The organism is Massilia sp. CFBP9026 (genome assembly GCF_034045165.1).
In the GTDB taxonomy this organism is placed as follows: Bacteria; Pseudomonadota; Gammaproteobacteria; order Burkholderiales; family Burkholderiaceae_D; genus Telluria; species Telluria arenae.
This window is the reverse complement of record NZ_JAXCWH010000007.1, coordinates 313704-339820: the sequence shown is the minus strand read 5'-3', so window position 1 is coordinate 339820 and position 26117 is coordinate 313704. Positions and strand designations below refer to the sequence as shown.

The 26117-nt window shown below is 67.6% G+C and carries 23 protein-coding genes; 17 read left to right on the top strand and 6 right to left on the bottom strand.

Features of this window, described 5'->3' with window-relative positions:
• Positions 1-66 precede the first annotated feature (66 nt).
• The 14 genes from wrbA (at position 67) to SOM28_RS18885 (ending at position 17115) form a co-directional block, all read left to right on the top strand.
• Positions 67-678, top strand: coding sequence for an NAD(P)H:quinone oxidoreductase (gene wrbA / locus SOM28_RS18950; protein WP_123071120.1), 612 nt, complete (start codon positions 67-69; stop codon positions 676-678).
• Positions 678-1079, top strand: a complete 402-nt coding sequence (locus SOM28_RS18945; protein ID WP_147936914.1) for a DUF2069 domain-containing protein — start codon at positions 678-680, stop codon at positions 1077-1079. Before wrbA ends, SOM28_RS18945 begins: the two co-directional genes overlap by 1 nt.
• A complete protein-coding gene (locus SOM28_RS18940; RefSeq protein WP_320469062.1) occupies positions 1072-2481 on the top strand; it encodes an FAD-binding oxidoreductase in 1410 nt (469 codons plus the stop codon). Before SOM28_RS18945 ends, SOM28_RS18940 begins: the two co-directional genes overlap by 8 nt.
• A gap of 13 nt (positions 2482-2494) precedes the next feature.
• A complete protein-coding gene (locus SOM28_RS18935; protein WP_320469061.1) occupies positions 2495-2923 on the top strand; it encodes a DUF4124 domain-containing protein in 429 nt (142 codons plus the stop codon).
• Entirely contained in the window at positions 2911-5460 is a 2550-nt protein-coding gene (locus tag SOM28_RS18930) for an ABC transporter permease (RefSeq protein WP_320469060.1), read from the top strand. The genes SOM28_RS18935 and SOM28_RS18930 overlap by 13 nt, the downstream gene beginning before the upstream one ends.
• On the top strand, positions 5460-6527 hold the full coding sequence (locus tag SOM28_RS18925) for a lipocalin-like domain-containing protein (RefSeq protein ID WP_320469059.1): 1068 nt from the start codon (positions 5460-5462) through the stop codon (positions 6525-6527). The genes SOM28_RS18930 and SOM28_RS18925 overlap by 1 nt, the downstream gene beginning before the upstream one ends.
• 41 nt (positions 6528-6568) lie before the next feature.
• Entirely contained in the window at positions 6569-8425 is a 1857-nt protein-coding gene (locus SOM28_RS18920; RefSeq protein WP_320469058.1) for an ABC transporter transmembrane domain-containing protein, read from the top strand.
• Positions 8426-8586: 161 nt separating this feature from the next.
• Entirely contained in the window at positions 8587-10608 is a 2022-nt protein-coding gene (locus tag SOM28_RS18915) for a methyl-accepting chemotaxis protein (RefSeq protein WP_320469057.1), read from the top strand.
• Between the two features lie 33 nt (positions 10609-10641).
• Entirely contained in the window at positions 10642-11757 is a 1116-nt protein-coding gene (locus tag SOM28_RS18910; RefSeq protein WP_320469056.1) for a threonine aldolase family protein, read from the top strand.
• A gap of 4 nt (positions 11758-11761) precedes the next feature.
• Entirely contained in the window at positions 11762-12556 is a 795-nt protein-coding gene (gene thyA / locus SOM28_RS18905) for a thymidylate synthase (RefSeq protein WP_320469055.1), read from the top strand.
• Entirely contained in the window at positions 12553-13056 is a 504-nt protein-coding gene (locus SOM28_RS18900) for a dihydrofolate reductase (protein ID WP_320469054.1), read from the top strand. The genes thyA and SOM28_RS18900 overlap by 4 nt, the downstream gene beginning before the upstream one ends.
• On the top strand, positions 13053-13688 hold the full coding sequence (locus SOM28_RS18895; protein ID WP_320469053.1) for a DUF4337 domain-containing protein: 636 nt from the start codon (positions 13053-13055) through the stop codon (positions 13686-13688). The genes SOM28_RS18900 and SOM28_RS18895 overlap by 4 nt, the downstream gene beginning before the upstream one ends.
• 187 nt (positions 13689-13875) lie before the next feature.
• Positions 13876-16134 (top strand): arginine/lysine/ornithine decarboxylase, encoded by a 2259-nt coding sequence (locus tag SOM28_RS18890; protein WP_123068240.1) that lies wholly within the window; start codon positions 13876-13878, stop codon positions 16132-16134.
• 90 nt (positions 16135-16224) lie between these two features.
• Positions 16225-17115 (top strand): sigma-70 family RNA polymerase sigma factor, encoded by an 891-nt coding sequence (locus tag SOM28_RS18885; RefSeq protein WP_320469052.1) that lies wholly within the window; start codon positions 16225-16227, stop codon positions 17113-17115.
• 7 nt (positions 17116-17122) lie between these two features.
• Here SOM28_RS18885 and dcd read toward each other — a convergent pair whose 3' ends face one another.
• Positions 17123-17689 carry a dCTP deaminase gene (dcd, locus tag SOM28_RS18880; RefSeq protein ID WP_123068242.1) on the bottom strand — a complete coding sequence of 189 codons (567 nt, stop codon included), beginning with the start codon at positions 17687-17689 and terminating at the stop codon, positions 17123-17125.
• 146 nt (positions 17690-17835) lie between these two features.
• Here dcd and SOM28_RS18875 point away from each other — a divergent pair, with 146 nt between their 5' ends.
• Complete coding sequence (locus SOM28_RS18875; protein ID WP_320469051.1) at positions 17836-18084, top strand: hypothetical protein; 249 nt, start codon at positions 17836-17838, stop codon at positions 18082-18084.
• A 5-nt stretch (positions 18085-18089) separates the two neighbouring features.
• Here SOM28_RS18875 and SOM28_RS18870 read toward each other — a convergent pair whose 3' ends face one another.
• The 3 genes from SOM28_RS18870 to SOM28_RS18860 form a co-directional block, all read right to left on the bottom strand.
• Positions 18090-18896 (bottom strand): alpha/beta fold hydrolase, encoded by an 807-nt coding sequence (locus SOM28_RS18870; RefSeq protein WP_320469050.1) that lies wholly within the window; start codon positions 18894-18896, stop codon positions 18090-18092.
• Positions 18897-18962: 66 nt separating this feature from the next.
• On the bottom strand, positions 18963-19871 hold the full coding sequence (locus tag SOM28_RS18865) for a peptidase associated/transthyretin-like domain-containing protein (protein WP_320469049.1): 909 nt from the start codon (positions 19869-19871) through the stop codon (positions 18963-18965).
• Positions 19868-20419, bottom strand: coding sequence for a Spy/CpxP family protein refolding chaperone (locus SOM28_RS18860; protein ID WP_320469048.1), 552 nt, complete (start codon positions 20417-20419; stop codon positions 19868-19870). The genes SOM28_RS18865 and SOM28_RS18860 overlap by 4 nt, the downstream gene beginning before the upstream one ends.
• Positions 20420-20554: 135 nt before the next feature.
• On the opposite strand from SOM28_RS18860, the gene SOM28_RS18855 reads away from it, so the two are divergent.
• On the top strand, positions 20555-21241 hold the full coding sequence (locus tag SOM28_RS18855) for a response regulator transcription factor (RefSeq protein WP_320469047.1): 687 nt from the start codon (positions 20555-20557) through the stop codon (positions 21239-21241).
• Position 21242: 1 nt separating this feature from the next.
• Entirely contained in the window at positions 21243-22613 is a 1371-nt protein-coding gene (locus SOM28_RS18850) for a sensor histidine kinase (RefSeq protein ID WP_320469046.1), read from the top strand.
• 12 nt (positions 22614-22625) lie between these two features.
• On the opposite strand, the gene SOM28_RS18845 is transcribed toward SOM28_RS18850, so the two are convergent.
• Both SOM28_RS18845 and SOM28_RS18840 read right to left on the bottom strand, forming a co-directional pair.
• Positions 22626-24977 carry a DNA internalization-related competence protein ComEC/Rec2 gene (locus tag SOM28_RS18845; protein WP_320469045.1) on the bottom strand — a complete coding sequence of 784 codons (2352 nt, stop codon included), beginning with the start codon at positions 24975-24977 and terminating at the stop codon, positions 22626-22628.
• Between the two features lie 12 nt (positions 24978-24989).
• Positions 24990-26114 carry a T6SS immunity protein Tli4 family protein gene (locus tag SOM28_RS18840; RefSeq protein WP_320469044.1) on the bottom strand — a complete coding sequence of 375 codons (1125 nt, stop codon included), beginning with the start codon at positions 26112-26114 and terminating at the stop codon, positions 24990-24992.
• Between the last annotated feature and the right edge of the window lie 3 nt (positions 26115-26117).

The following is a 26117-nucleotide window of genomic DNA, read 5'->3' as shown; positions in this document are numbered from 1 at the left end:
GTTTCGTCATCGTCGCAACCATTTCAATGCACAAAGCGTTCAACAAACCGCACTATAATACCAAGGATGAACACGACCCCTCTGAGCATCCTCGTCCTCTACTATTCGCGCCATGGCGCCACGCGCAAGCTGGCCGAGCTGATTGCCCAGGGCATCGACAGCGTGCCGGGAGCCGAGGCCCGGCTGCGCACCGTACCGCCGGTCTCGTCGGTAGCCGAAGCGACCGCGCCCGGGATTCCCGACCAGGGCTCGCCCTACGTCGACCATGACGACCTGCGCGAATGCGCCGGCCTGGCGCTGGGCTCGCCTACGCGCTTCGGCAATATGGCCGCCAGCATGAAGTACTTCCTCGACGGTACCGCGACCGAATGGGTCAATGGCACACTGTCCGGCAAGCCGGCCGTGGTCTTCGCCTCCACCGGCAGCCTGCATGGCGGCCAGGAGGCAACCCTGCTGTCGATGATGATCCCCTTGCTGCACCACGGGATGATGGTGATGGGCCTGCCCTATACCCATCCCGAATTGATGAACACCGCCAGCGGCGGCAGCCCCTACGGCGCGACCCACTGGGCCGGCGTCGATGGCAAGCGCCCCGTCACCGAAGAAGAGCGTACGCTGACGATTGCGCTCGGTCGCCGCCTGGCAGAGGCGGCCCTGAAACTGCAGGGAAGCCGCTGATGGGAACAGGGAAAAAAGTCTTTCACATGGGGGCGATCGCCAGCCTGATCTGGCTGATCGGCTGGCTGGTCGCCTGGGAAGCCTTCGTGGCGCCCCTGCAGCCCGGTAGCTGGCTGCTCGCGCTGAAGGCCTTGCCCCTGTTGCTGCCGCTGCGCGGCGTCATCAAGCGCGACCTGTACACCCTGCAATGGTCGTCGATGCTGATCCTGATCTATTTTGCCGAAGGCGTGGTGCGCGCCTGGGCCGACCAGAGCGCGGCCTCGCGCCATATGGCCATCGGCGAGATCGCCCTGGTCGTGGTGTATTACTTCTGCGCCCTGCTCTATCTGCGCCCGTACAAGAAAGAGGCGCAGCGCCTGGCCAAGGAGTTGCTGGACAAGGTCAAAGTGCCGCATGGCTGAGGGTTTATTGGCGCGCTGCCGCGCGATCGTCGGCGACGCCCACGTCATTACCGATGCAGCGACGATGGCGCCGTTCATGGCGGATTGGCGCGGCCGTTACAGCGGGCGCGGCCTGGCGGTTGTACTCCCCCTGGATACCGCACAAGTGGCCGCCATCGTCGCCGCCTGCGCAGCGGCGCGCGTGCCCATCGTCCCGCAAGGCGGGCGCACCGGGCTCGTCATGGGCAGCGTGCCCGACACCTCGGGCGCCGCCATCGTGCTGTCGCTGCGGCGCGTCAATCGCATCCGATCCATCGATCCCCTGAACCGCACCATGACGGTAGACGCCGGCTGCATCCTGGCCGACGTGCAGGCCGCGGCGGGCGAGGCCGGGATGCTGTATCCGCTGTCGCTGGCGGCCGAGGGCAGTTGCACGATCGGCGGCAACCTGTCGACCAATGCCGGCGGCACCGCCGTCCTGCGCTACGGCAATACCCGCGAACTATGCCTGGGCCTGGAAGTCGTCAACGCCCAGGGCGAGGTCTGGGATGGCTTGCGCGGGCTGCGCAAGGACAATACCGGCTATGCGCTGCGCGAACTCTTCATCGGCGCCGAGGGCACGCTGGGCGTGATCACGGCGGCGGTACTGAAACTGTATCCGGCGCCGCGCGCCGCGCTCACCGCCCTGGTCGCCCTCGATTCGCCGCGCCAGGCAGTCGAACTGCTCGGCCTTCTGCAGGCGCGCTGCGGGGCGGCGCTGACCGGCTTCGAGCTGATGTCCGCGTTCTGCCTGGAACTGGTTGCGGCACAGTTTCCCGACCTGCCAAGGCCGTTCGCGGATCGCCATCCGCAATACGCCTTGGTCGAGCTCTCGAGCAATGAATCGGATGCACACGCCCACGGGCTGCTGGAATCGAGCATCGGAGAGGCGCTGGAGGCCGGCGTCGCCCTCGACGCCGTGGTGGCGACGTCGAACAGGCAGGCGCTGGACCTGTGGCGGCTGCGCGAGCACATTCCGCTGGCGCAGGCGGCGGCCGGCAAGAACATCAAGCACGATATTTCGCTGGCGGTATCGCGCATCCCCGACTTCATCGCGCGCGCCGACGCCGCGCTGCAGGCGGCTTTTCCCCGCTGCCAGCCGGTCACCTTCGGCCACCTGGGCGACGGCAACCTGCACTACAACGTAGCGCCGCCGGCCGGGGAATCGCACGAGGCCTTCCTGGGACACCAGGCGGCCGTGAATCGCATCGTGCACGACCTGGTGGCGGATTGCGGCGGCTCGATCTCGGCCGAACACGGTATCGGCATGCTCAAGCGCGAAGAACTGGCGCGCTACAAGTCGCCGGTCGAACTTGGCATGATGCGTGCCATCAAAGCCGCGCTCGACCCGCTCGGCATCATGAATCCTGGGAAGATACTATGACCAGGAGTCGCGCATGCACCGCTTGCTCTCGATCGCCACGGCCTGCATCCTGTGCCAGGGCCAGGCCGCCGCCGCCATCTATAAATGCCATGAGGGCGGGCGCGTGACCTACGCCGACCGCCCCTGTCCGGGCGCCGGCGCAGAACTGGCGCTGCGCGCCGCGCCGCCACCCGATCCCGAAACACAGGCGCGCATGGCCCGCGCGCGCGACATGGTCCTCGAGATCGATAAAGAACGCGCCGAGCAGACACTGCGCGAGGAACGCGACGGCGAACGCGCCCGGCGCGCGGCGCTGGCGCTGCGCAAGCGCTGCGACAAGCTACGCCTGCAGCGCCAGTGGCTCGAGGAAGACCTCGCGCGCACGCGCGGCGACGCCAAGGAGGCGGCGCGGATCAAGGTGCGGCGCCAGGCCGAAACATTGGCGGTGGAATGCCCGGCCTGAGCCAGCTGTCGCGTTGGCTGCTGCTCGGCGAGTGGCGCGCGCATCCGGTGCGGGCCCTGGTCGCCATCGCGGCAATCGCCGTCGGCGTGGCGATGGGTTTCGCCATCCACCTGATCAACGCCGCCGCCTTCAACGAATTCTCGGCCGCCGTCAAGAGCCTGTCGGGCCAGGCCGACATCCAGGTGCAGGGCCGCGAGCCGCTGTTCGACGAATCCGTTTACCCCTTCCTGGCCGAGCATCCCGAGGTGGCGCTGGCCTCGCCCATCCTCGACGTCCAGGCCGGCGTGCCCGGGGCCGACGGTCCGCTGCGCATCGTCGGCATCGACCCTTTTCGCGCCGGCGCCATCTCGCCCGACCTGCTCGGGGTGACGGACGAGGGCCGCCGCCTCGACATTCTGGCCGACGACGCGCTGTTCCTGTCGCCGGCAGCCGAGGCCTGGCTCGATAAACGGCGCGGCGACACCCTGGTGCTGCGGGCCGGCACCGGAGAAATCGCCCTGCGCGTGGCCGGGCCGGTGCAGCGCGCCCGCGCCGGCCAGCGCCTGGCGGTGATGGACATCGGCGCCGCCCAGTGGCGCCTCAACCGCCTGGGCCAGCTGTCGCGGGTCGACCTCAAATTGCGCGATGGAGTCGACCTCGCCGCCTTCCAGCGCGATCTCGCCGCCCAACTCGATCGCACCTGGCCGGGCCGCTTTACGGTCGGCCAGCCGAACGACGCCGACCAGGAAAGCCGCACCGCGAACATGAGCCGCGCCTACCGCGTCAACCTGACCGTGCTGGCGCTGGTGGCGTTGTTCACCGGCGCCTTCCTCGTGTTTTCGACGCAGGCGCTGTCGGTGATGCGCCGGCGCAGCCAGTTCGCGCTGCTGCGGGTGCTGGGCCTCGAACGGGGCCAGTTGCTGCGCCAGGTGCTGCTCGAAGGGGGTAGCCTGGGCGTGCTCGGCGCGCTGCTCGGCATCGGCGCCGGCTATGCGCTGGCGGCGGCCGCACTGCATTTCTTTGGCGGCGACCTCGGCGCCGGTTACTTCCCCGGCATCCGCCCGCAGGTGGCGTTCACGCCCGGCGCCGCCATCGTGTTCTTCGCGCTGGGTCTGGGCGTTGCCTTGCTCGGCTGCCTGGCGCCGGCCTGGGAGGCGGCGCGCGCACGGCCGGCGGTGGCCATCAAGTCCGGGGCCGACGAAGCGCCGCTCACGCGCCTGGCGCGGATCTGGCCCTCTTTCGTGTGCCTGGCGCTGGCCGCCGTCTTCTCGTTCGCGCCGCCGGTGTTCGAACTGCCCTTGTTCGGCTACCTCGCGATCGCCCTGCTGCTGGTGGGCGGCATCGGCCTGATGCCGCGCTTCGCGGCGCTGACCTTCCGCGCGCTTGAATCGCTGCTGGCGCGGCGTAGCAGCGGATCCCCGGTGCTGGCGCTGTCGCTGGCGCGTCTGGCCAATGCGCCGGGCCAGGCCTCGATTGCCCTGGGAGGCATCCTGGCCAGCTTCAGCCTGATGGTGGCGATGGGGATCATGGTGTCGAGCTTCCGGGTCTCGGTCGACGACTGGATGGGGCACATCCTGCCGGCCGACCTGTACGTACGCACGGTCGATGCCGGCGGCACCGGTTTCCTGAGCGGCGCGCAGCAGGCCGCATTGACCAATCTGCCCGGCGTCGAGAAAGTGCAGTTCCTGCGCACCCGGCGCGTGTCCCTGTCGCCCGAACGGCCGCCGATCGTCGTCATCGCCCGCGACATCGACGCGAGCGACCCGGCGCGCGTTCTGTACCTGGTCGGAGAGTCCGCAGCGATCCCGGCAGGCAGCAGGCCGGCCTGGGTGTCGGAAGCGGTGCTCGACCTGTACGGCGCCCGCGTCGGCCAGCGCCTGCGCCTGCCGCTGGGCGGCGCGCAAGTGGAGTTCTTCGTCGCCGGCGCCTGGCGCGACTATGCCAATCAAGGCGGTTCGGTCGTGATCCAGCTACAGGACTACCAGCGGCTGACGGGCGAGCGCGAGGTCACCGACGCCGCCTTGTGGACCGTGCGTGGCGTGGACGCCGCCACGCTGGAAGGCAGCCTGCGCGCGCTGCCATTCGGCGCGTCGCTGAACATGATGCGGCCCGGCGACATCCGCGCCATGAGCCTCAAGATCTTCGACCGCAGTTTCGCCGTCACTTACCTGCTCGAAGCGATCGCGATCGCCATCGGCCTGTCGGGCATCGCGGCAAGTTTTTCGGCCCAGACTTTGGCAAGGGCGCGAGAATTCGGTATGCTGCGCCACGTCGGCGTCACCCGGCGCCAGGTCTTGCATCTGCTCGCCTTCGAAGGCGGACTGCTCACGAGCCTCGGCGTCGTCGCCGGCTTCGCGCTCGGGCTGGTGATCAGCCTGATCCTGGTATACGTGATCAACCCGCAGTCCTTCCACTGGACCATGGGTTTGCACCTGCCCTGGCCCCTGCTTGGCAGCGTGGCCGCGGTATTGGTCACGGCATCGGTTGCTACTGCGCTCGTTTCGGGACGCCAGGCTTTGTCCGGCGGTCCGGTGCGCGCGGTCAGAGAGGATTGGTAATGCGTTTTATTTTGTGCCTGCTGGTGTTGCTGTCGTTGTCTGCCCATGCTGCGCCGCCCGTCTATGCGCCCGTCACCCCTGGCGCCGGCCTGTCGTTCCCGCGAGATTACGGCGCCCATCCGGAATTTCGCACCGAGTGGTGGTACGTCACCGGCTGGGTCGAGACGCCCGACAAGCGCCCGCTCGGCTTCCAGGTCACGTTCTTTCGCAGCCGCACCGGCGCCGACAACGCCAACCCGAGCCACTTCGCGCCGCGCCAGCTGGTGATCGGCCACGCGGCCCTGTCCGATCCCCAGGTCGGCCGCCTGGTCCACGACGAGCGCAGCGCGCGCGAAGGCTTCAGCATGGCCTGGGCCCGGCCCGGCAACACCGACCTGAAACTGGACGACTGGCGCATGGTGCGTGACGCGAACGGCGTCTACCGCGTCACCATCCGCTCCAACCAGCTGACGCTCGAACTGCGCCTGAAGCCGACGCAGCCGGTGCTGGTGCAGGGCCAGGGCGGGTATTCGCGCAAGGGCCCCAGCGCCCAGCATGCGAGCTACTACTACAGCGAACCGCACCTCGACGTGTCGGGCACGGTCGGCCGCGCCGGCATGGCCGCCACCCAGGTGACCGGCAACGCATGGCTCGACCACGAATGGTCGAGCGAGGCGCTGCAGCCGGACGCCGTGGGCTGGGATTGGGTCGGCGCCAACCTCGACGACGGCGGCGCCCTGATGGCTTTCCAGATCCGCGACCGCCAAGGTGGTAAACTATGGGCGCACGCCACCCGGCGCGACAAGGCCGGCAAGGTGGTGCACTTCGCGCCCGAGCAGATCGGGTTCGCGCCTCAGACGCACTGGAAGTCGCCGCGCACCGGCGCCACGTATCCGATCGCGACCACGATCACCACGGGGACCGAGCGCTGGCAGGTGGTGCCGCTGCAGCAGGACCAGGAACTCGATTCGCGCCGCTCGACCGGCGCCGTGTACTGGGAAGGCGCGGTCACAATCATGCAGGACGGCCGCCGGGTGGGCCGCGGCTACCTCGAGATGACCGGCTACGTGCAGCCCATGAAGCTTTGACCAGACAACGATAATAAGAACGACCGAAACACCAAAACACGATGACCACCCGTAATACCGGCAAGACCGACCCAGAAACATCCCGCAAGAGCAGCCTGGCCACCCTCAGGGGCTTGAGTCCTTTCCTGCGTCCCTACCGCCGCCAGTTCCTGCTGGCCGGCATCGCCCTGCTGTTCGCGGCCGGCGCCACCCTGGCGATCCCCGCGGCCTTCAAGCAGATGATCGACCTGGGCTTCGGCGCGGCCGGCGCGGCTTCTGCAACCGCTGCCGCCGGCGCCGCCATCGAAGGCGGCAGCCTGGAACACATCAACGCCACCTTCCTGGCCCTGTTCGGCGTGGCCGCAGTGCTGGCGGTGGCCACCGCCGCCCGCTTCTACATGGTGTCCTGGCTGGGCGAGCGCGTCACTGCCGATATCAGGAGCGCAGTCTACGGCCATGTGGTGCGCCAGAGTCCCGAGTTCTTCGAGACCACCCGCACCGGCGAAGTGCTGTCGCGCCTGACCACCGACACCACCCTGATCCAGACCGTGGTCGGCACCAGCATCTCGCTGGCGCTGCGCAATACGCTGCTGTTCTTCGGCGGCCTGGTGATGCTGTTCGTGACCAGCCCGCGCCTGACCTCCATCATCCTGGGCCTCCTGGTGCTGGTGGTGCTGCCGATCGTGCTGTTCGGCCGCCGCGTGCGCAAGCTGTCGCGCGATTCGCAGGACCGCATCGCCGACGCCTCGGCGGTGGCCGGCGAGATCCTGAACGCGATGCCGACCGTGCAGGCGTTTACCCGCGAAGGCCATGAATCGGGCCGCTTCGGCAAGGAAGTCGAAGGCGCCTTCACCACTGCCATGCGCCGCATCCGCGCCCGCTCCACGCTGACCATGCTGGCCATCGTGCTGATATTCGGCGCCATCGTGTTCGTGCTGTGGCTCGGCGCCCACGCCGTGCTCGAAGGAACCATGACCGGCGGCGACCTGGGCCAGTTCATCCTGTACGCCGGCATCGTGGCCGGCTCGGTCGGCGCCCTGTCGGAAGTGATGGGCGACGCCCAGCGCGCCGCCGGCGCCACCGAACGCCTGCTCGAGCTGCTCGGCGCGCAATCCGAGATCCAGGATCCGCTGCAGCCCAAGGCCCTGCCTGCACGCACCGAGAACGGCGCCCGCGTGACGCTCGACGACGTGACCTTCGCCTATCCGTCGCGCCTTGACGAAGCCGCCCTGTCGCACCTGGCGCTCGATATCCGCCCCGGCGAAACGGTGGCCGTGGTCGGCCCTTCCGGCGCCGGCAAGACCACCCTGTTCCAGCTGCTGCTGCGCTTCTACGATCCGCAGGCCGGCGCCATCCGCCTCGACGGCGTCGACGTGCGCGACCTGGCGCTGCAGTCGCTGCGCGGCGCGGTCGGCATCGTGCCGCAAGATACGGTGATCTTTTCGCTCGACGCCATGGAAAACATCCGCTACGGCCGCCCGGATGCCAGCGACGACGAGGTGATCGCGGCGGCCAAAATGGCCGCGGCCCACGATTTCATCGAGCGCCTGCCGCAGGGTTATACCTCATTCCTGGGCGAGCGCGGGGTGCGCCTGTCGGGCGGCCAGCGCCAGCGCATCGCGATCGCACGCGCCCTGCTCAAGAACCCGCCGCTGCTGCTGCTGGACGAAGCCACCAGCGCCCTGGACGCCGAATCCGAACGCCTGGTGCAGCGCGCGCTGGAGGCCGCGATGGTCGGCCGCACCACCATCATCATCGCCCACCGCCTGGCGACGGTGCAGCGGGCCGACCGCATCATCGTGCTGGACGAGGGCCGGATCGTCGAATCCGGCACCCACGCCGAGCTGATCGCGCTGCGGGGTGTGTATGCCAACCTGGCGGCGCTGCAGTTCCAGACCCATGCGCCGGTGGCTGCGTAAAGACACGGCTTGAAACTACAATCCGTAGTATTACGTAGCAACCCACCAAGCTGTTGTACCGGGGACACCAGGTAGCATTCCAAAACTCACTAAATGTTGCGGCACGAAAAGTTTGCGAGGTATGATCGCGGGTTATATCCCTCTATTTTTCCTCACAATACATGAGCAACCGTAAATTTAGTCCAGCGAGCTGGAATGTCGGCACGCGCATCAGCGCAGTCACCTTCCTGCTGGCCGGCGCCATCATTGCCGCCCTGATCGCGACCATCACCGTCCTGACCTCCGGCATGCTGGAACGGCGCGCCATCGACAGCGTGAGGAACGAGCTGCACGGCGTCACCAGCACCGTCGAGCTGTTCAACAAGACCGTCAGTAGCCAGGCGGTCAGCTTCGGCCGCATCTTCCGCGCCGGCCTGCCTGGCGACTTCGCGCTCGACGAGGCGACCACCGTCGATATCGGCGGGCGCCAGGTGCCGACCCTGAGCGTGGCCGGCCATGCGCTCAACCTCGATTTCAGCGCCCCTGACGCATTCACCGAACGCACCGGCGGCAACGCCACCATCTTCGCCGCCGCCGGCGAGGACTTCGTGCGCGTAACGACCTCGGTCAAGAAGGAAAACGGCGAGCGCGCGGTGGGCACCGCGCTCGACAAGGCCTCGCCGGCCTACCCGGCGCTGCGCGCCGGCCGCACTTATGTCGGCCTGACCACGCTGTTCGGCAAACAGTTCATCACCCAGTACGAGCCGGTGCGCGACGCGGCCGGCAAGGTCGTGGGCGCCCTCTACGTCGGGGTCGACATCACGGCCGACGTTGCCGCGCTCAAGGAGCGCATCCGCGCCGTCAAGGTCGGCGATACCGGCTACTTCTTCGTGCTGTCGGCGGCGCCGAAGACCTATGGCGACCTGATCGTCCACCCGAACAAGGAAGGCGAGAACATCCTCGACAGCCAGTCGGCCGACGGCCATGCCTTCATCAAGGAGATGCTGGAGAAGAAGGAAGGCACCATCAGCTACGACTGGCAGAACCCGGGTGAGCTGCGCGCCCGCGAGAAGTTCGCGGCCTATGCAGAGATGAAGGACTGGAACTGGGTCATCGCCGGCGGCACCTACCGTGACGAGATCACCGCCGCCGCGACCGAGCTGCGCAACCGCTTCATCGTGTTCGGCCTGGCGGCGCTGGCCGTGCTGGCTACCGTGCTGTACTTCCTGGTGCGCGCCACCGTCACCCGTCCGCTGGCCGAGGTGCAGGCGGTCGCCACCCGCATCGCCGACGGCGACCTGACCGCGTCGGCCACCGCACGCCGTGACGACGAGATCGGCCGCCTCGTGGGCGCCATCAACGAGATCGGCGCGCGCTTGTCGGGCGTGGTCGGCCAGGTGCGCGACGGCGCCGAGCACATCGCCACCGCCTCGCAGGAAATCTCGACCGGCAACCTGGACCTGTGCAGCCGCACCGAGGAGCAAGCGGCCAGCCTGGCCACCACCGCCTCGTCGATGGACCAGCTGACCACGACCGTGCGCCAGAACGCCGACAATGCGCGCCAGGCCGACCAGCTGGCCCGCAGCGCCTCCGAGGTTGCCCAGAAAGGTGGCAGCACGGTGTCGCAGGTGGTAGCGCGCATGGACTCGATTTCCCAAGCCTCGCGCAAGATTTCGGACATCACCAGCGTCATCGACGGCATCGCGTTCCAGACCAATATCCTGGCGCTGAACGCGGCCGTGGAAGCGGCCCGCGCCGGCGAACAGGGCCGCGGCTTCGCGGTCGTCGCGAGCGAAGTGCGCAACCTGGCCCAGCGCTCGGCGGCCGCCGCCAAGGAGATCAAGGTCCTGATCGACGCCTCCAACAGCGAAGTCAACGCCGGCAGCCAGCTGGTCGCAGAAGCCGGCGTCACGATGCAGGAAGTGCTGGACAGCGTGCAGCGCGTGACCGACGTCATTTCCGAAATCAGCAGCGCCAGCCAGGAACAGACGCAGGGCATCGAGGAGATCAACCGCTCGGTGGTCGAGATGGACACCGTGACCCAGCAGAACGCCGCCCTGGTCGAAGAAGCCAGCGCCGCCGCCCAGGCCATGCACGAACAGGCCGACGCGCTGGCGCGTTCGGTGCGCCGCTTCCGCCTGGCGGACGAGCGCGAGCCCGGCGCGCTGACGGCGCCCAAGCGCCGCGCGCTGATCGAGAACTGATAGAGTAGCGGGCTCGCCTTCCAGGAGCCCGCTTTGCCTGACACCGACCTGCAGCGCCGCTGCCATACCGTCTTCCCCGGCCACCGCCAGCCGCGCCCGGCCGAACTGTTCGCCGCCATGGCCGCCTGGTGCGAGGAACACGACGTCGACCACGACGTCTACGGCAACGGCGCCCTGATCCAGGACTTCGAACGCAAGGTCGCCGCCCTGCTGGGCTTCGAGGCCGCCGTGTTCTGCATCAGCGGCACCATGGCCCAGGTCACGGCGCTGCGCCTCGGGGCTGAAGATCGGGGCAGCCGCCTGGTGGCCCTGCATCCGACCTCGCACATCTTCGTTCACGAACGTTCCAACTACCAGTTGCTGGACCATTTCCAGGCGCTGTCGGTCGGCGACCGTCACCGTCCCTGGATCGAGGCCGACCTGGCGGCGGTGCCGGACCGCCTCGGCGCCGTCGGCCTCGAGATCCCGATGCGCGAGATCGGCGGCCAACTCACGGACTGGGACGAGCTGGAAGCGATCAAGCGCCATTGCCGCACCCGCGGCATCCACCTGCACATGGATGGCGCGCGCCTGTGGGAAGCGGCGGCCGGGTATGGCCGCAATGCCGCCGAGATCGCGTCCGGCTTCGATTCCGTTTACGTGTCGCTGTACAAGGGCATCGGCGGGCTGGGTGGCGCCATGCTGCTCGGCAGCCGCGCCTTCGTGGACCGCAGCGCCGAATGGTTCCGGCGCCAGGGCGGCAACGTCATCCATCGCTCGCCCTATATCGTGGCGGCGGCCATGGGGTTCGACGCGCGGCTGGCGGCGATGCCCGCGTATTTCGAGCGCACCCGCTTCCTGTATGAGGCATTGCGTGCCTATCCCGAACTGCGCGTCAACCCAGTCGCACCGCAGTCGAATATGCTGCATCTTCACCTGCCGGTGGAACGCGAGCGCGCGCTGGCAGTGCGCGATGCGCTGGCGCGCGAGCAAGGCATCTGGATGTTCAACCGCGCCGTCCATGGCGCCCTGCCGGCGTCGAGCGTCATCGAGATCTACGTCGGCGACAACCTGCTGTCGATGTCCGATGACTCAGTGCGAGAAGCACTGCGGCGATTCGCCGCGGCACTGACGGCGAATGCTAAAATGACAGATTCTTCAACCACGTAACGCAATGCGCCAATATCTCGAATTCATGCGCCATGTGAAAGAGCATGGCGCCATCAAGACCGACCGCACCGGCACCGGCACCCGTTCGGTGTTCGGCCATCAGATGCGCTTCAACCTGCAGGAAGGCTTCCCGCTCCTGACCACCAAGAAGGTGCACCTGAAGTCGATCATCCATGAACTGATCTGGTTCCTGCAGGGCTCGACGAATATCGCCTACCTGAAGGACAACGGCGTGTCCATCTGGGACGAGTGGGCCGATGCCGAAGGCAACCTGGGCCCAATCTACGGCTATCAGTGGCGCAACTGGCCGACGCCGTCCGGCGAACACATCGACCAGATATCGCAGGTGCTCGAACAGATCCGCACTACGCCCGATTCGCGCCGCATGATTGTCTCGGCCTGGAACGTGGGCGACGTGCCTCAAATGAAGCTGCCGCCCTGCCATGCGCTATTCCAGTTCTACGTGGCCGACGGCAAACTGTCCTGCCAGCTGTACCAGCGCAGCGCCGACATCTTCCTGGGCGTGCCCTTCAACATCGCTTCGTACGCGATCCTGACCCACATGATGGCGCAGCAGGCCGGACTCGAGGTGGGCGACTTCGTCTGGACCGGCGGCGACTGCCACCTCTATTCGAACCATATGGAACAGGTCGAGCTGCAGCTGTCGCGCGATACCCGCGCACTGCCGCGCCTCGAGATCAAGCGCAAGCCCGATTCGCTGTTCGACTATCGCTTCGAGGACTTCGAGATCACGGGCTACGATCCGCATCCAGCGATCAAGGCGCCGGTGGCCGTATGAGCAACGTCCCTCGCCTGACCCTGGTGGTCGCCATCGACGCCAAGGGCGGCATCGGCATCGACAACAAGATGCCCTGGCACCTGCCCGAGGATTTCGCCCACTTCAAGCGCGTCACGCTCGGCAAGCCGGTGATCATGGGCCGAAAGACCTTCGACTCGATCGGCCGCGTCCTGCCCGGACGGCGCAACATCGTCATTACCCGCAACGCCGACTGGTCGCACGAAGGCGCCGAGCGCGCGACGTCGCTGGATGCGGCCATCGCCATGCTCGGCGGCGCGCCGGCCAGCATCATCGGCGGCGCCCAGGTGTTCGCCCAGGCCATGAACCTCGCCGACGCCATGATCGTCACCCACATCGACCACGTCTTCGCCTGCGACACCTTCTTTCCGCCGATCGACGCGGCCGTGTGGCGCGAAACCGCGCGCGACAGCCACCGCAGCGAGGCCAATGGCTTCGACTACGCCTTCGTGAGCTATGCACGCGGCGAGGCGCTGCCATGAACGAGTCGGCACGCCCACCCGGTTCGCGCGGCGGCGACGGCTTCGCCGGCCGCGTCGCGGTATTGATCGCGGTGCTGGCCACGCTCGGCACCCTGTTCGCCTTCCTGGGCACGTCGTCGCATAACGACGCCAGTCTGTACAAGACCCAGGCGGCGATGGAAAAGACCAGCGCCGCCAACGCCTGGAGCCACTACCAGGCCAAGTCGAGCCGCCAGAACCTGGCCGAGCTGGCCGCAACGCTGCCCGGCGTCGACGGCGTGCGCTACCGCGACGAAGCGGAGCGCTACCGGGAAGAAAAAGACGTCATCCGCAAGGAAGCCGAGCGCTGGGAAGCGGCGTCGGGCGAATCGACCCGCCGCTCGGACGAAGCCCTGCACCGCCAGCGCCAATGGGCCGCCGCCTCGGTGGCCCAGCAGATCGCGATCTCGCTGGCCGCCGTCACGCTGCTGGCGCGCCGCACCTGGCTGCTCACGCTCACCGGGGCCGTGGCGGCCTTCGGCATCACGCTGGGACTGTTCGCCTTCATGCATGGCAATGTCACGGCGCTGTCACCGATCCCGCTCATCGGCGCTCTCGCTGCCGCGCTGTTGACCGAGGGCATCCGGCGCGCCGGACGCCGAATGGATGGCTGAATGCGACTAGAGTGCGCCACCCTTCCGGAACAGTGGCTAACCTAGCAAAAAAACTTGCACCGGGACCCGTGTTTTCTGCGAAAATCCGCTTCTCATTTTTCTACGGTGCCGTGCGCGGCGGCCAGACCTTCCGGAACGTTCCGGCGAGGACCTGCCGCCTCCACGGCGCTTCGTTTTGGAGCTGTCCATGAAATTTCGTTTCCCTATCGTCATCATCGATGAGGATTTCCGCTCGGAGAATACCTCCGGTCTCGGCATTCGCGCCCTGGCGGCCGCGATGGAACAGGAAGGCATGGAGGTCGTCGGTGTGACCAGCTATGGCGACCTGTCCCAGTTCGCCCAGCAGCAATCGCGCGCATCGGCCTTCGTCCTGTCGATCGACGACGAGGAATTCGGCGGCGGCTCGCTCGAAGAGACCGATTTCGCACTGACCGGCCTGCGCGCCTTCGTGAAGGAAATCCGTCACAAGAACGCCAATATCCCGATCTATATCTATGGCGAGACGCGCACCAGCCGCCACATCCCGAACGACATCCTGAAGGAGCTGCACGGCTTCATCCACATGTTCGAGGACACCCCGGAATTCGTGGCGCGCCACATCATCCGCGAGGCCAAGGCCTACCTCGACAGCCTGGCGCCGCCATTCTTCCGCGCGCTGGTCAACTACGCCTACGACGGCTCGTATTCGTGGCACTGCCCGGGCCATTCGGGCGGCGTGGCTTTCCTGAAGTCGCCGATCGGCCAGATGTTCCACCAGTTCTTTGGCGAGAACATGCTGCGCGCCGACGTCTGCAACGCGGTCGAGGAACTCGGTCAGCTGCTCGACCATACCGGCCCGGTGGCCAAGTCCGAGCGCAACGCCGCGCGCATCTACAGCGCCGACCACTGCTACTTCGTGACCAACGGCACCTCGACCTCGAACAAGATGGTGTGGCACTCGACCGTGGCGCCGGGCGACATCGTCGTCGTGGACCGCAACTGCCACAAGTCGATCCTGCACTCGATCATCATGTGCGGCGCGATCCCCGTGTTCCTGATGCCGACCCGGAATCACCTGGGCATCATCGGACCGATCCCGCTCGAAGAGTTCACGCCCGAATCGATCGCCCGCAAGATCGAGGCGAATCCGTTCGCGCGCGACGCCGTCAACAAGAAGCCGCGCATCCTCACCATCACCCAGTCGACCTACGACGGCGTGGTGTACAACGTCGAGACCCTGCGCGAAATGCTGGACGGGAAGATCGACACCCTGCACTTCGACGAAGCCTGGCTGCCGCACGCCACCTTCCACGACTTCTACAAGAACATGCACGCGATCGGCCAGAACCGTCCGCGCGCGAAAGAGTCGATGATCTTCTCGACCCAGTCGACCCACAAGCTGCTGGCCGGCCTGTCGCAGGCTTCGCAGGTGCTGGTGCGCGAATCCGAATCGGTCAAGCTCGACCAGGATGCCTTCAACGAGGCCTACCTGATGCACACCTCGACCTCGCCGCAGTATTCGATCATCGCCTCGTGCGACGTCGCGGCGGCCATGATGGAAGCGCCGGGCGGCACTGCCCTGGTCGAGGAATCGATCCTGGAAGCGCTGGACTTCCGCCGCGCGATGAAGAAGGTCGACGAGGACTTCGGCGACGACTGGTGGTTCCAGGTCTGGGGTCCGGATAAATTCTCGGAAGAAGGCATCGGCACCCAGGACGACTGGATGATCCGCGCCGAAGAGAACTGGCACGGCTTCGGCAAGCTGGCGCCGGGCTTCAATATGCTCGACCCGATCAAGGCCACCATCGTGACCCCGGGCCTGGACCTGTCGGGCCAGTTCGGCGAGACCGGCATCCCGGCCTCGATCGTCACCAAGTACCTGGCCGAACACGGCGTCATCATCGAGAAGTGCGGCCTGTACTCGTTCTTCATCATGTTCACCATCGGCATCACCAAGGGCCGCTGGAACACGCTGGTGACGGCGCTGCAGCAGTTCAAGGACGACTACGACCGCAACGCCCCGATGTGGCGCGCGATGCCGCAGTTCGCCTCGGCCAACCCGCGCTACGAGACGCACGGCCTGCGCGACCTGTGCACCGAGATCCACACCTTCTACAAATCGCGCGACGTGGCCCGCCTGACCACCGAGATGTATTTGTCGGACATGATCCCGGCCATGAAGCCGTCGGACGCCTTCGCCAATATGGCGCACCGCAAGATCGAGCGCGTGGCGATCGATGAGCTGGAAGGCCGCATCACCGCGATCCTGCTGACGCCTTACCCGCCGGGCATTCCGCTCTTGATCCCGGGCGAGCGTTTCAATCGCGTGATCGTCGACTACCTGCGCTTCGCGCGCGACTTCAACGAACGCTTCCCGGGCTTCGAGACCGACGTCCACGGCCTGGTCAAGCGTGAAGTCGACGGCAAGCGCGGCTACTTCGTCGATTGCGTGATGCAGGACGCGTAAACCGAACCGGGGGCCGGGGCTGCAGCCTCTGCCCGCCGAGAGAGGCCCGGATCGAATCCGGGCCTTTTTTTTCGCGTATCATTTTCGCCCATGGATACTTCCGACATCGACTCCGCCGCCTTCTTCACCGCCCGCCGCCCGCGCCTGCAGCGCATCGCCTACCGCATGCTCGGTTCGGTGGCCGAGGCCGAGGACGTGGTGCAGGACGCCTGGCTGCGCTGGCACGGCGCCGACCAGGAGGCGGTGCGCGAACCGGAAGCCTTCCTGGTGCGTACCGTGACGCGCCTGTGCCTGGACGTGCTCAAGTCGGCGCGCGTCAAGCGCGAGGAATACATCGGTCCCTGGCTGCCGGAACCCTACATCGACCCCGCCGATGACGAGGACGACGACATCACCCTGCCCCTGATGCTGGCGATGGAACGCCTGTCGCCGCTGGAGCGCGCCGCCTTCTTGCTGCACGATGTGTTCGACATGGACTTCGACGAGGTGGCCGAGGCGATCGGTCGCGAGCCGGCGGCCTGCCGCCAGTTGGCCAGCCGCGCGCGCGCCCACCTGGCCGGCGCACGACCGCGCTTCCCGGTGCCGCAGGACCGTCAGAAAGAGATCGCCGCCGCCTTCTTCGCCGCCTCGCGCAGCGGCGACGTGGCCCAGCTCACCCGCTTGCTGTCGAGCGACGTGGTGTTCTATGGGGACGGCGGCGGCAAGCGCCAGGCCACCATGAATCCGATCTTCGGGCAGGAGAAGGTGCTGCGCTTCCTGCTGGCGCAGAAGGTCAAGGCGGCGTGGGACGCGGCCGAGCTGCTGCAGTCGGCCAGCATCGACGGCCTGCCGGGGCGGATCACGCTCGAACCCGACGCCATGCTGCAGACGATGGCGCTCGAAATCGACGACGGGCGCATCAAGGCCATCTATGTGATGCGCAATCCGGACAAACTGGGCCACCTGGCGCCCCCGGGACACCGGGCGCGCCAGGACGACTGAAAGCCGGTCAGGTCTTCGGCAGGGTCACGCCGTGCTGGCCCTGGTACTTGCCGCCACGGTCCTTGTACGAGGTTTCGCAGACTTCGTCGCTTTCGAAGAACAGCACCTGGGCGCAGCCTTCGCCCGCATAGATCTTGGCCGGCAGCGGGGTCGTGTTCGAGAACTCCAGGGTCACATAGCCTTCCCATTCCGGCTCGAACGGCGTCACGTTGACGATGATGCCGCAGCGTGCATAGGTCGACTTGCCCAGGCAGACGGTGAGCACGTTGCGCGGGATGCGGAAGTACTCGATGGTGCGCGCCAGCGCGAACGAGTTCGGCGGGATGATGCAGACGTCGCTCTTGACGTCGACGAAGGAGTTCGAATCGAAGTTCTTCGGGTCGACGATGGTGCTGTTGATGTTGGTGAACACCTTGAATTCGTCGGCGCAGCGGATGTCATAGCCGTACGAGGAGGTGCCGAAGGAGATGATGCGGCGGCCGTCCTGCTCCCGTACCTGCTGCGGCTCGAACGGCTCGATCATGCCGGTGCTTTCCGCCATGCGGCGGATCCATTTGTCGCTCTTGATAGTCATTGTCGGTTTCCAGCAGGGAGAAAATCCCGCGATTTTACGCGAAATGGCGGCGCCGGTGATGGTCGCAGCTGACCACCCTGTCAATATTCATTGCGAACAACTGTAATTGTGAATACCATAAGTCACCCTATTCGATGGAGATCCACATGCAGCATCTGCCCAAGGCCCTGATCGGCGTGTTCGTCCTCACCCTCGCCGCCTGCACGACCGCGCCCACTACCGACCAGCCGACGCCCGCGGCCGCGCCGGCCATCGCGGCCAAGGTCGACGACGAAACCCTGACTGGCTCGCGGATTCCGAAAAAAGGCGGCGGCGACCGCACCGTCAAGACCGTCGGTGCGCGCGACGCGCGCGACTCTTTCGACAACCAGGCCAAGCCGATGGACCGCCAGTAAGGTTGCTAAGGCCGCATCGGTGCGGCCAGCAGCCGCTCGATCATCGTCTGCGTGAGGCGCGCCGTCTCCTGCGGCTTTTCGAGCGGGTACAGGTGGCCGCCCTCGATCATCACCAGGTTCTCGCCCACCAGCTTGCGGGTGCCGTCCATGCCGGCCTGGCGCATCTCTTCCGAGCGGGTGCCGGCGATGAAGCCCACCGGCACCGGAAACGGTTCGCGGATCACGGCGTCCATATGGTGCGGGAGCGTCTGGTAGATGGCCGATTCCACGTCGCGCCGGAAACGCAGGGTCACGCCCTCCGGATGCGGCGCCAGGCCGTGTTCCAGGTAGTCGTCCAATGCGCCCGGGGCCCAGGCCTGGAAGATCGGCTTGGCGTTGAAGTGCTGGAAAGCGGCTTCGCGGCTCGGCCACAGCTCGCGGCGCTTGCGGGCGAAGCGCGCCGGCGACAGGCGCTCACCCCAGCCGGCCAGCTTGGCCAGGCGCCAGCCCAGCGCGCGCCAGCCCGCCACCACCGGAGAATCGAGCATCACCACGCAGCGCGCCAGGTCGGGGCGGCGCTTTGCCGCCAGCATGCACAGCATCCCGCCCAGCGAATGGCCGACCAGGATCGCCGGCCGGCCATAGCCCTCGAGGTGCTCGACCAGTTCGTCGACCAGCGCGCCCCAGCCGTCGGCGACCGGATGGCGCGGATCGTGGCCGTGCATGTCCAGGGTGCGCACGTCGTAGTGCTCGCGCAGCTGCGCCAGCAGGCGGTTGTAGGTGCCGGCCGGGTAGCTGTTGCCATGGGCAAAATGAAGCAGGGGTCTGGACATGGGGCGGGCGCGATCGAGTGCAGGAGCGGCCCATTGTAATGTCCAGCGCCGCCCGGCGGTCCTCCTTTAGAAGGAAACGCCTACAAGCAGCTCGGCGGTATAGCCCTGCACCGCATTGCCTGTTACGCTCGCCATCTGCAGCGCCGTGCCGTCCGCAAAGACGTTGTCCGTCGCGTAGCTGATGCGCCCCAGGTTGCGCACGCTGCTGGCGTAGCCGCTGCTGGCATAGGCATCAATGAGTGTCGCCAGCGGGAAGGCGAACTGCGAGGTCTTGATCCGGTTCGCCGCGCTGTTCGTCTTGGCCAGGCTCGGATAGACCTCGAAGTGCACGTGCGGCATGCGACCGTCGTAGCAGCCCGGGAAGATGGTCGTGAACGTGACCCAGCCGTCGCTGTCGGATTCCTGCACGCCGCGCAGGTAGTTCTCGTCCACGATGCCGTTCGAGTACATCGAGTAGCCGCCTTCGCGCGTGCAGTGCCACAGGTAGACGGCCGCCCCGCCCGCCGCCGCGCAACCCTGAAGCACATTCTCGATCTTCAGGCGGATGACCAGCGGCACGCCCTGGGCCACGCCGCTGGCGCCGCCCACGCTGGCGCGTATATCGCCGCGCACGATTCCCGACAGGGTCAGGGCATTGGCCACGCCATTAGCATTGCGGTTGGTGCCGTCGCCCGGATAGGGGCCGCCGGTCTCCTCGGGGATGACGGAACAAACCGCGTCGCCCCCGACCGTGCCGCCACTCGTGCCGCTGCCGGTCGTGGTGGTCGAGGTCGAGATGCCGTAGCCATCGTCGGCGCTACCCCCGCCGCAACCGGCCAGCGGCATCACCGCCGTGCCGACGCCTGCGCCCAGCCAGCGCAGCGACTGGCGGCGCGTGACCGGACGCGCCAGCAGGCGCGCGAGGTCGGCCTCCAGGCCAAGGTGGTGATCGTCGTTGTCCTCGGGTACGGCCCGCGTGGCCGCCAGTGCGCTCATTGGCCGGACTCGCGCTGTTTCGCACGCGCGCCTGCCTTGTCACCCCGGCCCTCGCGCCCCTCGCCGCGCGGCGCGCCGAGTTGCGCGCGCTGCGCGGGTGTGAGCACCGCCTTGATCTGGGCGCCGGTCTGCAGCCGCAGCAACTCCTGGTCGGCGATTGCCTGGCCCAGAGCCTGGGCGCTGGCGGAAGCACGCGCTTCGTCCAGTTGCGGCGCGCGCGCCAGGTCGCGCAGCGCCTGGAATGCCTTGCGCTCGGCCTTGTCGAGTGCGCGCCGCTTCGGCGCCTGGGCGTGCAGGATGGCGAACACACGGTCCTGCTGTTCCTCGCTCAGGTCGAGGCCACGCAGGAACGGCGGGCCGCCGCGCATGCCTTCGCCAAAGCCGCCGAACGGACCTCCGGCGCGGGCGTCAAGCTGCTCGAAGCCCGGTCCGGCATCCGGACCGTCGGCAGGCGGCATCGCTTGCGCCAGGACGGCGGGCGCGGCCAGCAGGCAGGCGCATAGCGCGGCGGCGGCGCGCAAGGCAGTGAATGTGGTTGGCAATGTCATCGGGGGTCCTCCTGTGGTGTTGAACGCGGCCATTGTGTGGCGCACAGGTGTAAAGCGCGCCTAAGCGAGGTAAATCCGGGTAAAGCCGCGCCATGCGGAAAAGACCGCGGCGCGCGACTGCGCTATCCTGTCGCCATGAACCATGTATTGCTTATCGACGACGACGTCGAACTGGTCGGCATGTTCGCCGAATACCTCGAACAGGAAGGCTTCAGGGTCACCTGCGTCCACAACGGCGACGATGGCGCGCGCGAAGCGCTCAGCGGCCGCCACGCCATCGCCATCCTCGACGTCATGATGCCCGGCACCAGCGGCATCGACGCCCTGCGGCAGATCCGCGCCGCCAGCCGCATCCCGGTCTTGATGCTGACCGCGCGCGGCGACGACGCCGACCGCATCCTCGGCCTCGAACTGGGCGCCGACGACTACGTGGCCAAGCCCTGCACGCCGCGCGAACTGACGGCGCGGGTGCGCGCCATCCTGCGCCGCACCCACGCCCAGCCGGAAAGCATTCCAGGCGCGGCCCTCACGGTCGGCAAGCTGACCATGCATCCCGAGGGGCGGCGCGCGACCTGGGACGGCGCGCCGCTGGACCTGACCAGCACCGAATTCAACCTGCTGGAGGTACTGGCGCGGAATGCCGGCAAGCCAGTGAGCAAGAACGAGCTGTCGGAACAAGGCCTGGGGCGGCCGCTGGCGCGCTTCGACCGCAATATCGATGTCCACCTGAGCAGCCTGCGCCACAAGCTGGGACCGCTGGCGGACGGCCGTTCCTGCCTGCAGACCATCTATCGCCAGGGCTACCAATTGATCAAGGAGTAGCATGGGGCGGCTGTTCTGGAAGTTCTTCCTTTGCATTCTGCTGGCGCAGCTGACGGCCACCATCGCCATCGGCGGCGCCTTCTGGCTACGCGACCAGGCGCGCCAGAAGGCCAGCTCGAGCCTCGATTCCGGCCCGCCGGCCGCGGTCGCCCTCGACGCGGCGGCCGCCACCCTGCGCCACGGCGGAGAAGCGGCGCTGCGCGGCCTGCTGGCCGACCTGCGGCGCCCGCAGCTGTACGTGCTCGACGCGGCGCGGCGCGACCTGCTCGGGCGCCCGGTGCCGGCCGAGCTGCCGAAGGAAGCCGAGCGCCAGCTCGGCAACGGTGAACAGCGCGGCGCCTGGCGCGGCGCACGGTACCTGGTCGGGCCCGGCGGCGAGCGCTATCTGGCCTTCGTCCCGCGCCAGTCGGGCCGACCGGAGGGGATGCGCGGCGGCCCGCCAGACCCGCTGACGCCGGCGCTCGACCCCGGCGCACGCCGCCGTATCGGCCAGACCGTCGTGATCGGCGCCGCCGTCGTGGCCAGCCTGCTGTTCGCGGCCCTGCTGGCATGGTATTTCTCGCGTCCGATCCGCGCCCTGCGCAGCGCCTTCGAGGCGGCGGCCGCCGGCGACCTGGCGCCGCGCTTCGGCCGCGCCACCAAGGGCGGCGACGAACTCTCCGACCTGGGACGCGACTTCGACCGCATGAGCGGCCGCCTGCGCGCCCTGATGGATGGCCAGCGCCGGCTGCTGCACGACGTCTCGCACGAGCTGCGTTCGCCGCTGGCGCGCATGCAGGCGGCGGTCGGGCTGGCGCACCAGCAGCCGGACAAGTTCGCGAGCACGCTCGAACGCATCGAGCGCGAAAGCAACCGCATGGACAAGCTGGTCGGCGAGCTGCTGACCCTGTCCCGCCTGGAGGCCATGCCCGACGCGCTGCGGCGCGAGCCGGTCGACCTGACCGAGCTGGCGGACGGCATCGTGGCCGACGCCCGCTTCGAGGCGGCCGAGTCGACCCGGATCCTGATCGAGGCCGACGGCACCGTCGGCGTGACCGGCGACCCCGACCTGCTGTGGAGCGCCCTGGAAAACGTGGTGCGCAACGCCGCCAAGCACGGCGCCCAGGGCGGCATCGTGACCGTCGCGCTGAGCGCCGACCAGGGCCTGGCGCGCATCGACGTGCTCGATCGCGGGCCAGGCATCCCGCCGGCCGACCTGGCGGCGGTGTTCCAGCCCTTCTTCCGCGCCGGCGCCTCGCGCACGGGCGTCGACGGCCACGGCCTGGGCCTGGCGATCGCCCAGCGCGTGGTGCAGGCCCACGGTGGGGAGATCGTGGCGCGCAACCGCGAGGACGGCGGGCTGCGGGTGACGATCACCTTGCCGCAGGCGTGAGCCCGCACGACGTCAGCGGCCGTGCCAGTAGCGCGCATGCGTTTCGCGATGGGTCTCGACCTGCAGCTCGGAGCCGAAGCGCAGCGTGACGGCGCCGCGCTCGTCGGTCCGCAGGCGCCCGATCCCGTGCTCGGCGTAACGCTCGTAGACCTCACCCTTGGGGTGTCGGTAACGATTGCGATGGCCGACCTGGAAAATGCCCAGCGACGGCCCCACCGCCTGCAGGAAGGATGCGGTCGACGAGGTGCCGCTACCGTGGTGCGGAGCCAGCAGCACGTCGGCCCGCAATCGTGCGGCGTCCGTGCGCAGCAGCGCGGCCTCTTGCGCCGCCTCGATGTCGCCGGCCAGCAGGATCGCCTTGCCGCTGGCGCTCACCCGCAGCACACAGCTGCGCGCATTGGCTTTCAGGCGCGGATTGGCGTAGCTGGCGGCGTCGGGCGCCAGCATCTCGAAGCGCACGCCGTCCCACTCCCAGCCCTGGCCGGCCAGGCAGCGCTGCCGGCGCGGAGCCATCCGCAGCAAGGGGTGAGCGGACGGCAGCGACGACCTCACCTCTCCCACCTCCAGCGTCTCCAGCACGGCGTTGGCGCCGCCGACGTGATCCAGGTCGCTGTGCGACACCACCAGGGTGTCCAGCCGCCCGATGCCGCGCCCGCGCAGGTAAGGGAGGATGACGCGGGTAGCGCCGCTGGCGCCGGGCGCGTACTGCGGGCCGGTATCGTACAGCAGGCGGTGGCGCCCGGTTTCGACCAGCAGCGCCATGCCCTGGCCGACGTCGAAGGCGGTGACGGTGAACGCGCCGGGCGGCGGCGCCGCCGGCAGTTGCGTCAGCAGCGGGGTCCAGGCCGCAAGGCCCGCCCAGCGCTGCGGCCAGCCGCGCGGCGCCAGCATCCATGCGGTGCCAAAGAGCGCCAGCGCGAGGATCCAGGGCGTCGGCGCCGGCGCGGTCCATACCGCCAGCGCCGGCGCTGCCAGCCGCTGCAGGGGCCAGGCTAGCCATTCGATCGCCAGGTGGGCCACGCCCAGGACCAGGGCGGCCAGCGGCGACGGCAGGATGCTGCCGACCAGGGCCAGCGGCGTCACGAACAGGCTGATGACGGGGATCGCCACCGCGTTGGCCAATGGACTGACCAGGGAAATCTGGCCGAACAACAGCAGCGTGAGCGGCGCCAGGCCGATGGTGACGGCCCACTGGGTGCGCGCGCCCACCAGCAGTCCCACGCGCCAGCCGCGCGTCCGTTCGCCGAGCCGTCCGCTGCAGGCGTACAGGATGGCGGCGACTGCGCCGAAGGACAACCAGAAGCCGGGCCACAGCATGGCCCAGGGATCGAGCAGCACGACGATGCCCAGCGCCAGGCACAGCACGTGCGAACTGGATGCGATGCGGCCGCACCAGACCGCGGCCGCCACCACGGCCAGCATATAGAAGGTGCGCTGGGCCGGCACGCCGAAGCCGGCCAGCAGCACGTACATCAGCGCCACGGTCGCTCCCGCCAACGCGGCGGCCTTCTGGGCCGGAAGGCGCAGCGGCAGCTGGGCGTCGGTCCAGAACGAGCGGCGCCACAGGCTGGCGACGATCCAGGCCGCGAGGCCCGCCACCATCGTGATGTGCAGGCCGGAGATCGACACCAGGTGACTGATGCCGGTGCGGTTGAAGACGTCCCAGTCGTCCTGGTCGATGCCGCGCTGGTCGCCAATGACCAGGGCCACGATCACGCCCGCGTAAGGCTCGCCTTCGAGGATGGTCAGGATGCGCGTGCGCAGGTATCCGCGCGCGCGTTCGATCGCGTAGCTGGCGCCGGGGGTCCAGTCGTCGAGGCATTCGTTGCGGCTGCCGGCGGGACGCACGTAACCGGTGGCGCGTACGCCCTGCTCCAGCAGCCAGGCTTCGTAGTCGAAGCCGTGGGGGTTGGCGTTGCCATGGGGGCGCTGCAGGCGCACGACCAGGCGCCAGCGTTCGCCGGGGTGGATGAAGGCAGGGTCGGCGGCGGTGGCGCCGTACCAGGACAGGACGATCCTTGGCGGGACGGTGGCGTTACGGGTTTCCGTATGCGCGACGTCGAACTGGAAGCGCACGCCGCCGTCGAAGCGATGCGGAAGGCTGGCGATGGCGCCGGTGACGGTAATGTCGCGGCCTTCGTCGTCGTGGGGCAAGGCCTGGCTCAGTGCCAGGTGGGCGATGAAGGCGGCCCAGCAGAAGCCGAGCAGGAGGCCGGTTGTGATCGTTCGGGGCAGGCCGCGCAGCAGGAGGCAGGCCACGATCGTCGTGGCTGCGCAGGCAAGCATCACGCTGGCGGGCGGCAGCGTCGATTGAAGCTGGAGACCGGCCGCGCCGGTGGCGAACGCGAGGATCGCGCTACGCATGGCTGAGGGAGCTTATGTTTCGGTGCCTCGGGCGTCAGGGCTGCTTCCGCTCGCCAGAACGCGGATACTGGACGATATTCGATCCCACAGCAATACTGCCGTGGAATCCGACAAGGACGCAGGCACAGGCCTTTGGCCGCTTAGTCCTGTGTTCATTGTGAACGAAAGATAAGGGTTCGAGACGTCGTCCACTGATCCGTTGACCTCCCACCAGAAGCTATGCAGGACAAGTATGTCGCTTTCCACGACGCGCTCGGCTACCTCTTCGCCAACACGGCCTCCGATCACACGTCGGCCAGCACGCAGCGTTGTCAGACGGGCTCTATCCGCGAATGTCATTCGGCGCTGGGATTCCGCGGTCCGCGCAAGCAGACCTTTGGCATCAGGTTCAGTACCGGCTGCCAGCATCAACATGAATTCAATATCGGGATGGCTCGTCAGACGAGCGCGCATCGTGATGCGTTCTCCTTGATCAGGCAAAAGCAACCCTTTGAAATAGGCGTAATCGAGGCAAAATCCCGTCACGGACGGAATCCGGTTTTCGGGATTAGGTACGAGTAGCGTGACTAGTTGTGCGACTTTATCCGCTCGTGCTGGCTCATAATTATTTGCTGTGAGGTCGATACTGACACCATTGCCGTGTAAGAGCGCATCTACAGCGACTCTTTCGTACCGGTAGCGTTCAATCTCAAGGCCATTTGCCTGCGTTCCCTCGCTAACCACTCTGCCATGCACAAAAATTTTCCCGGACAGGCCATTGGCTGTCCTGATCGAAGTCACGGCCTCCAGATTTCGATCGCCACTCGACCGGTCTGGAATGGCCCGGATATCCGCCTCGCGATCGGCCAGCCGCGTTTGAAAATCCGCGAGTGATTCCATGCCGGTGACAATGCTCAGGCCGTCGACGTTCGCCATCGTCAACTCAGTCTCGGCCTGCGAAGGCAGGTCGATCACGAATCTGCCAACACACATCGGCTTCATGTGCGCGTGTATCCGTGCGACCTCCTGCTGATCTTCGCCCATCAGGCGACGACGATCGTGAGCTTCGCCAACTGCCCATCCAGCGGTTAGCCCGGCGAATGCGATTGCTACAAGCGCGCCGACCGAACGTCCTGACAAGCGACGGGTATTTGCCAACTC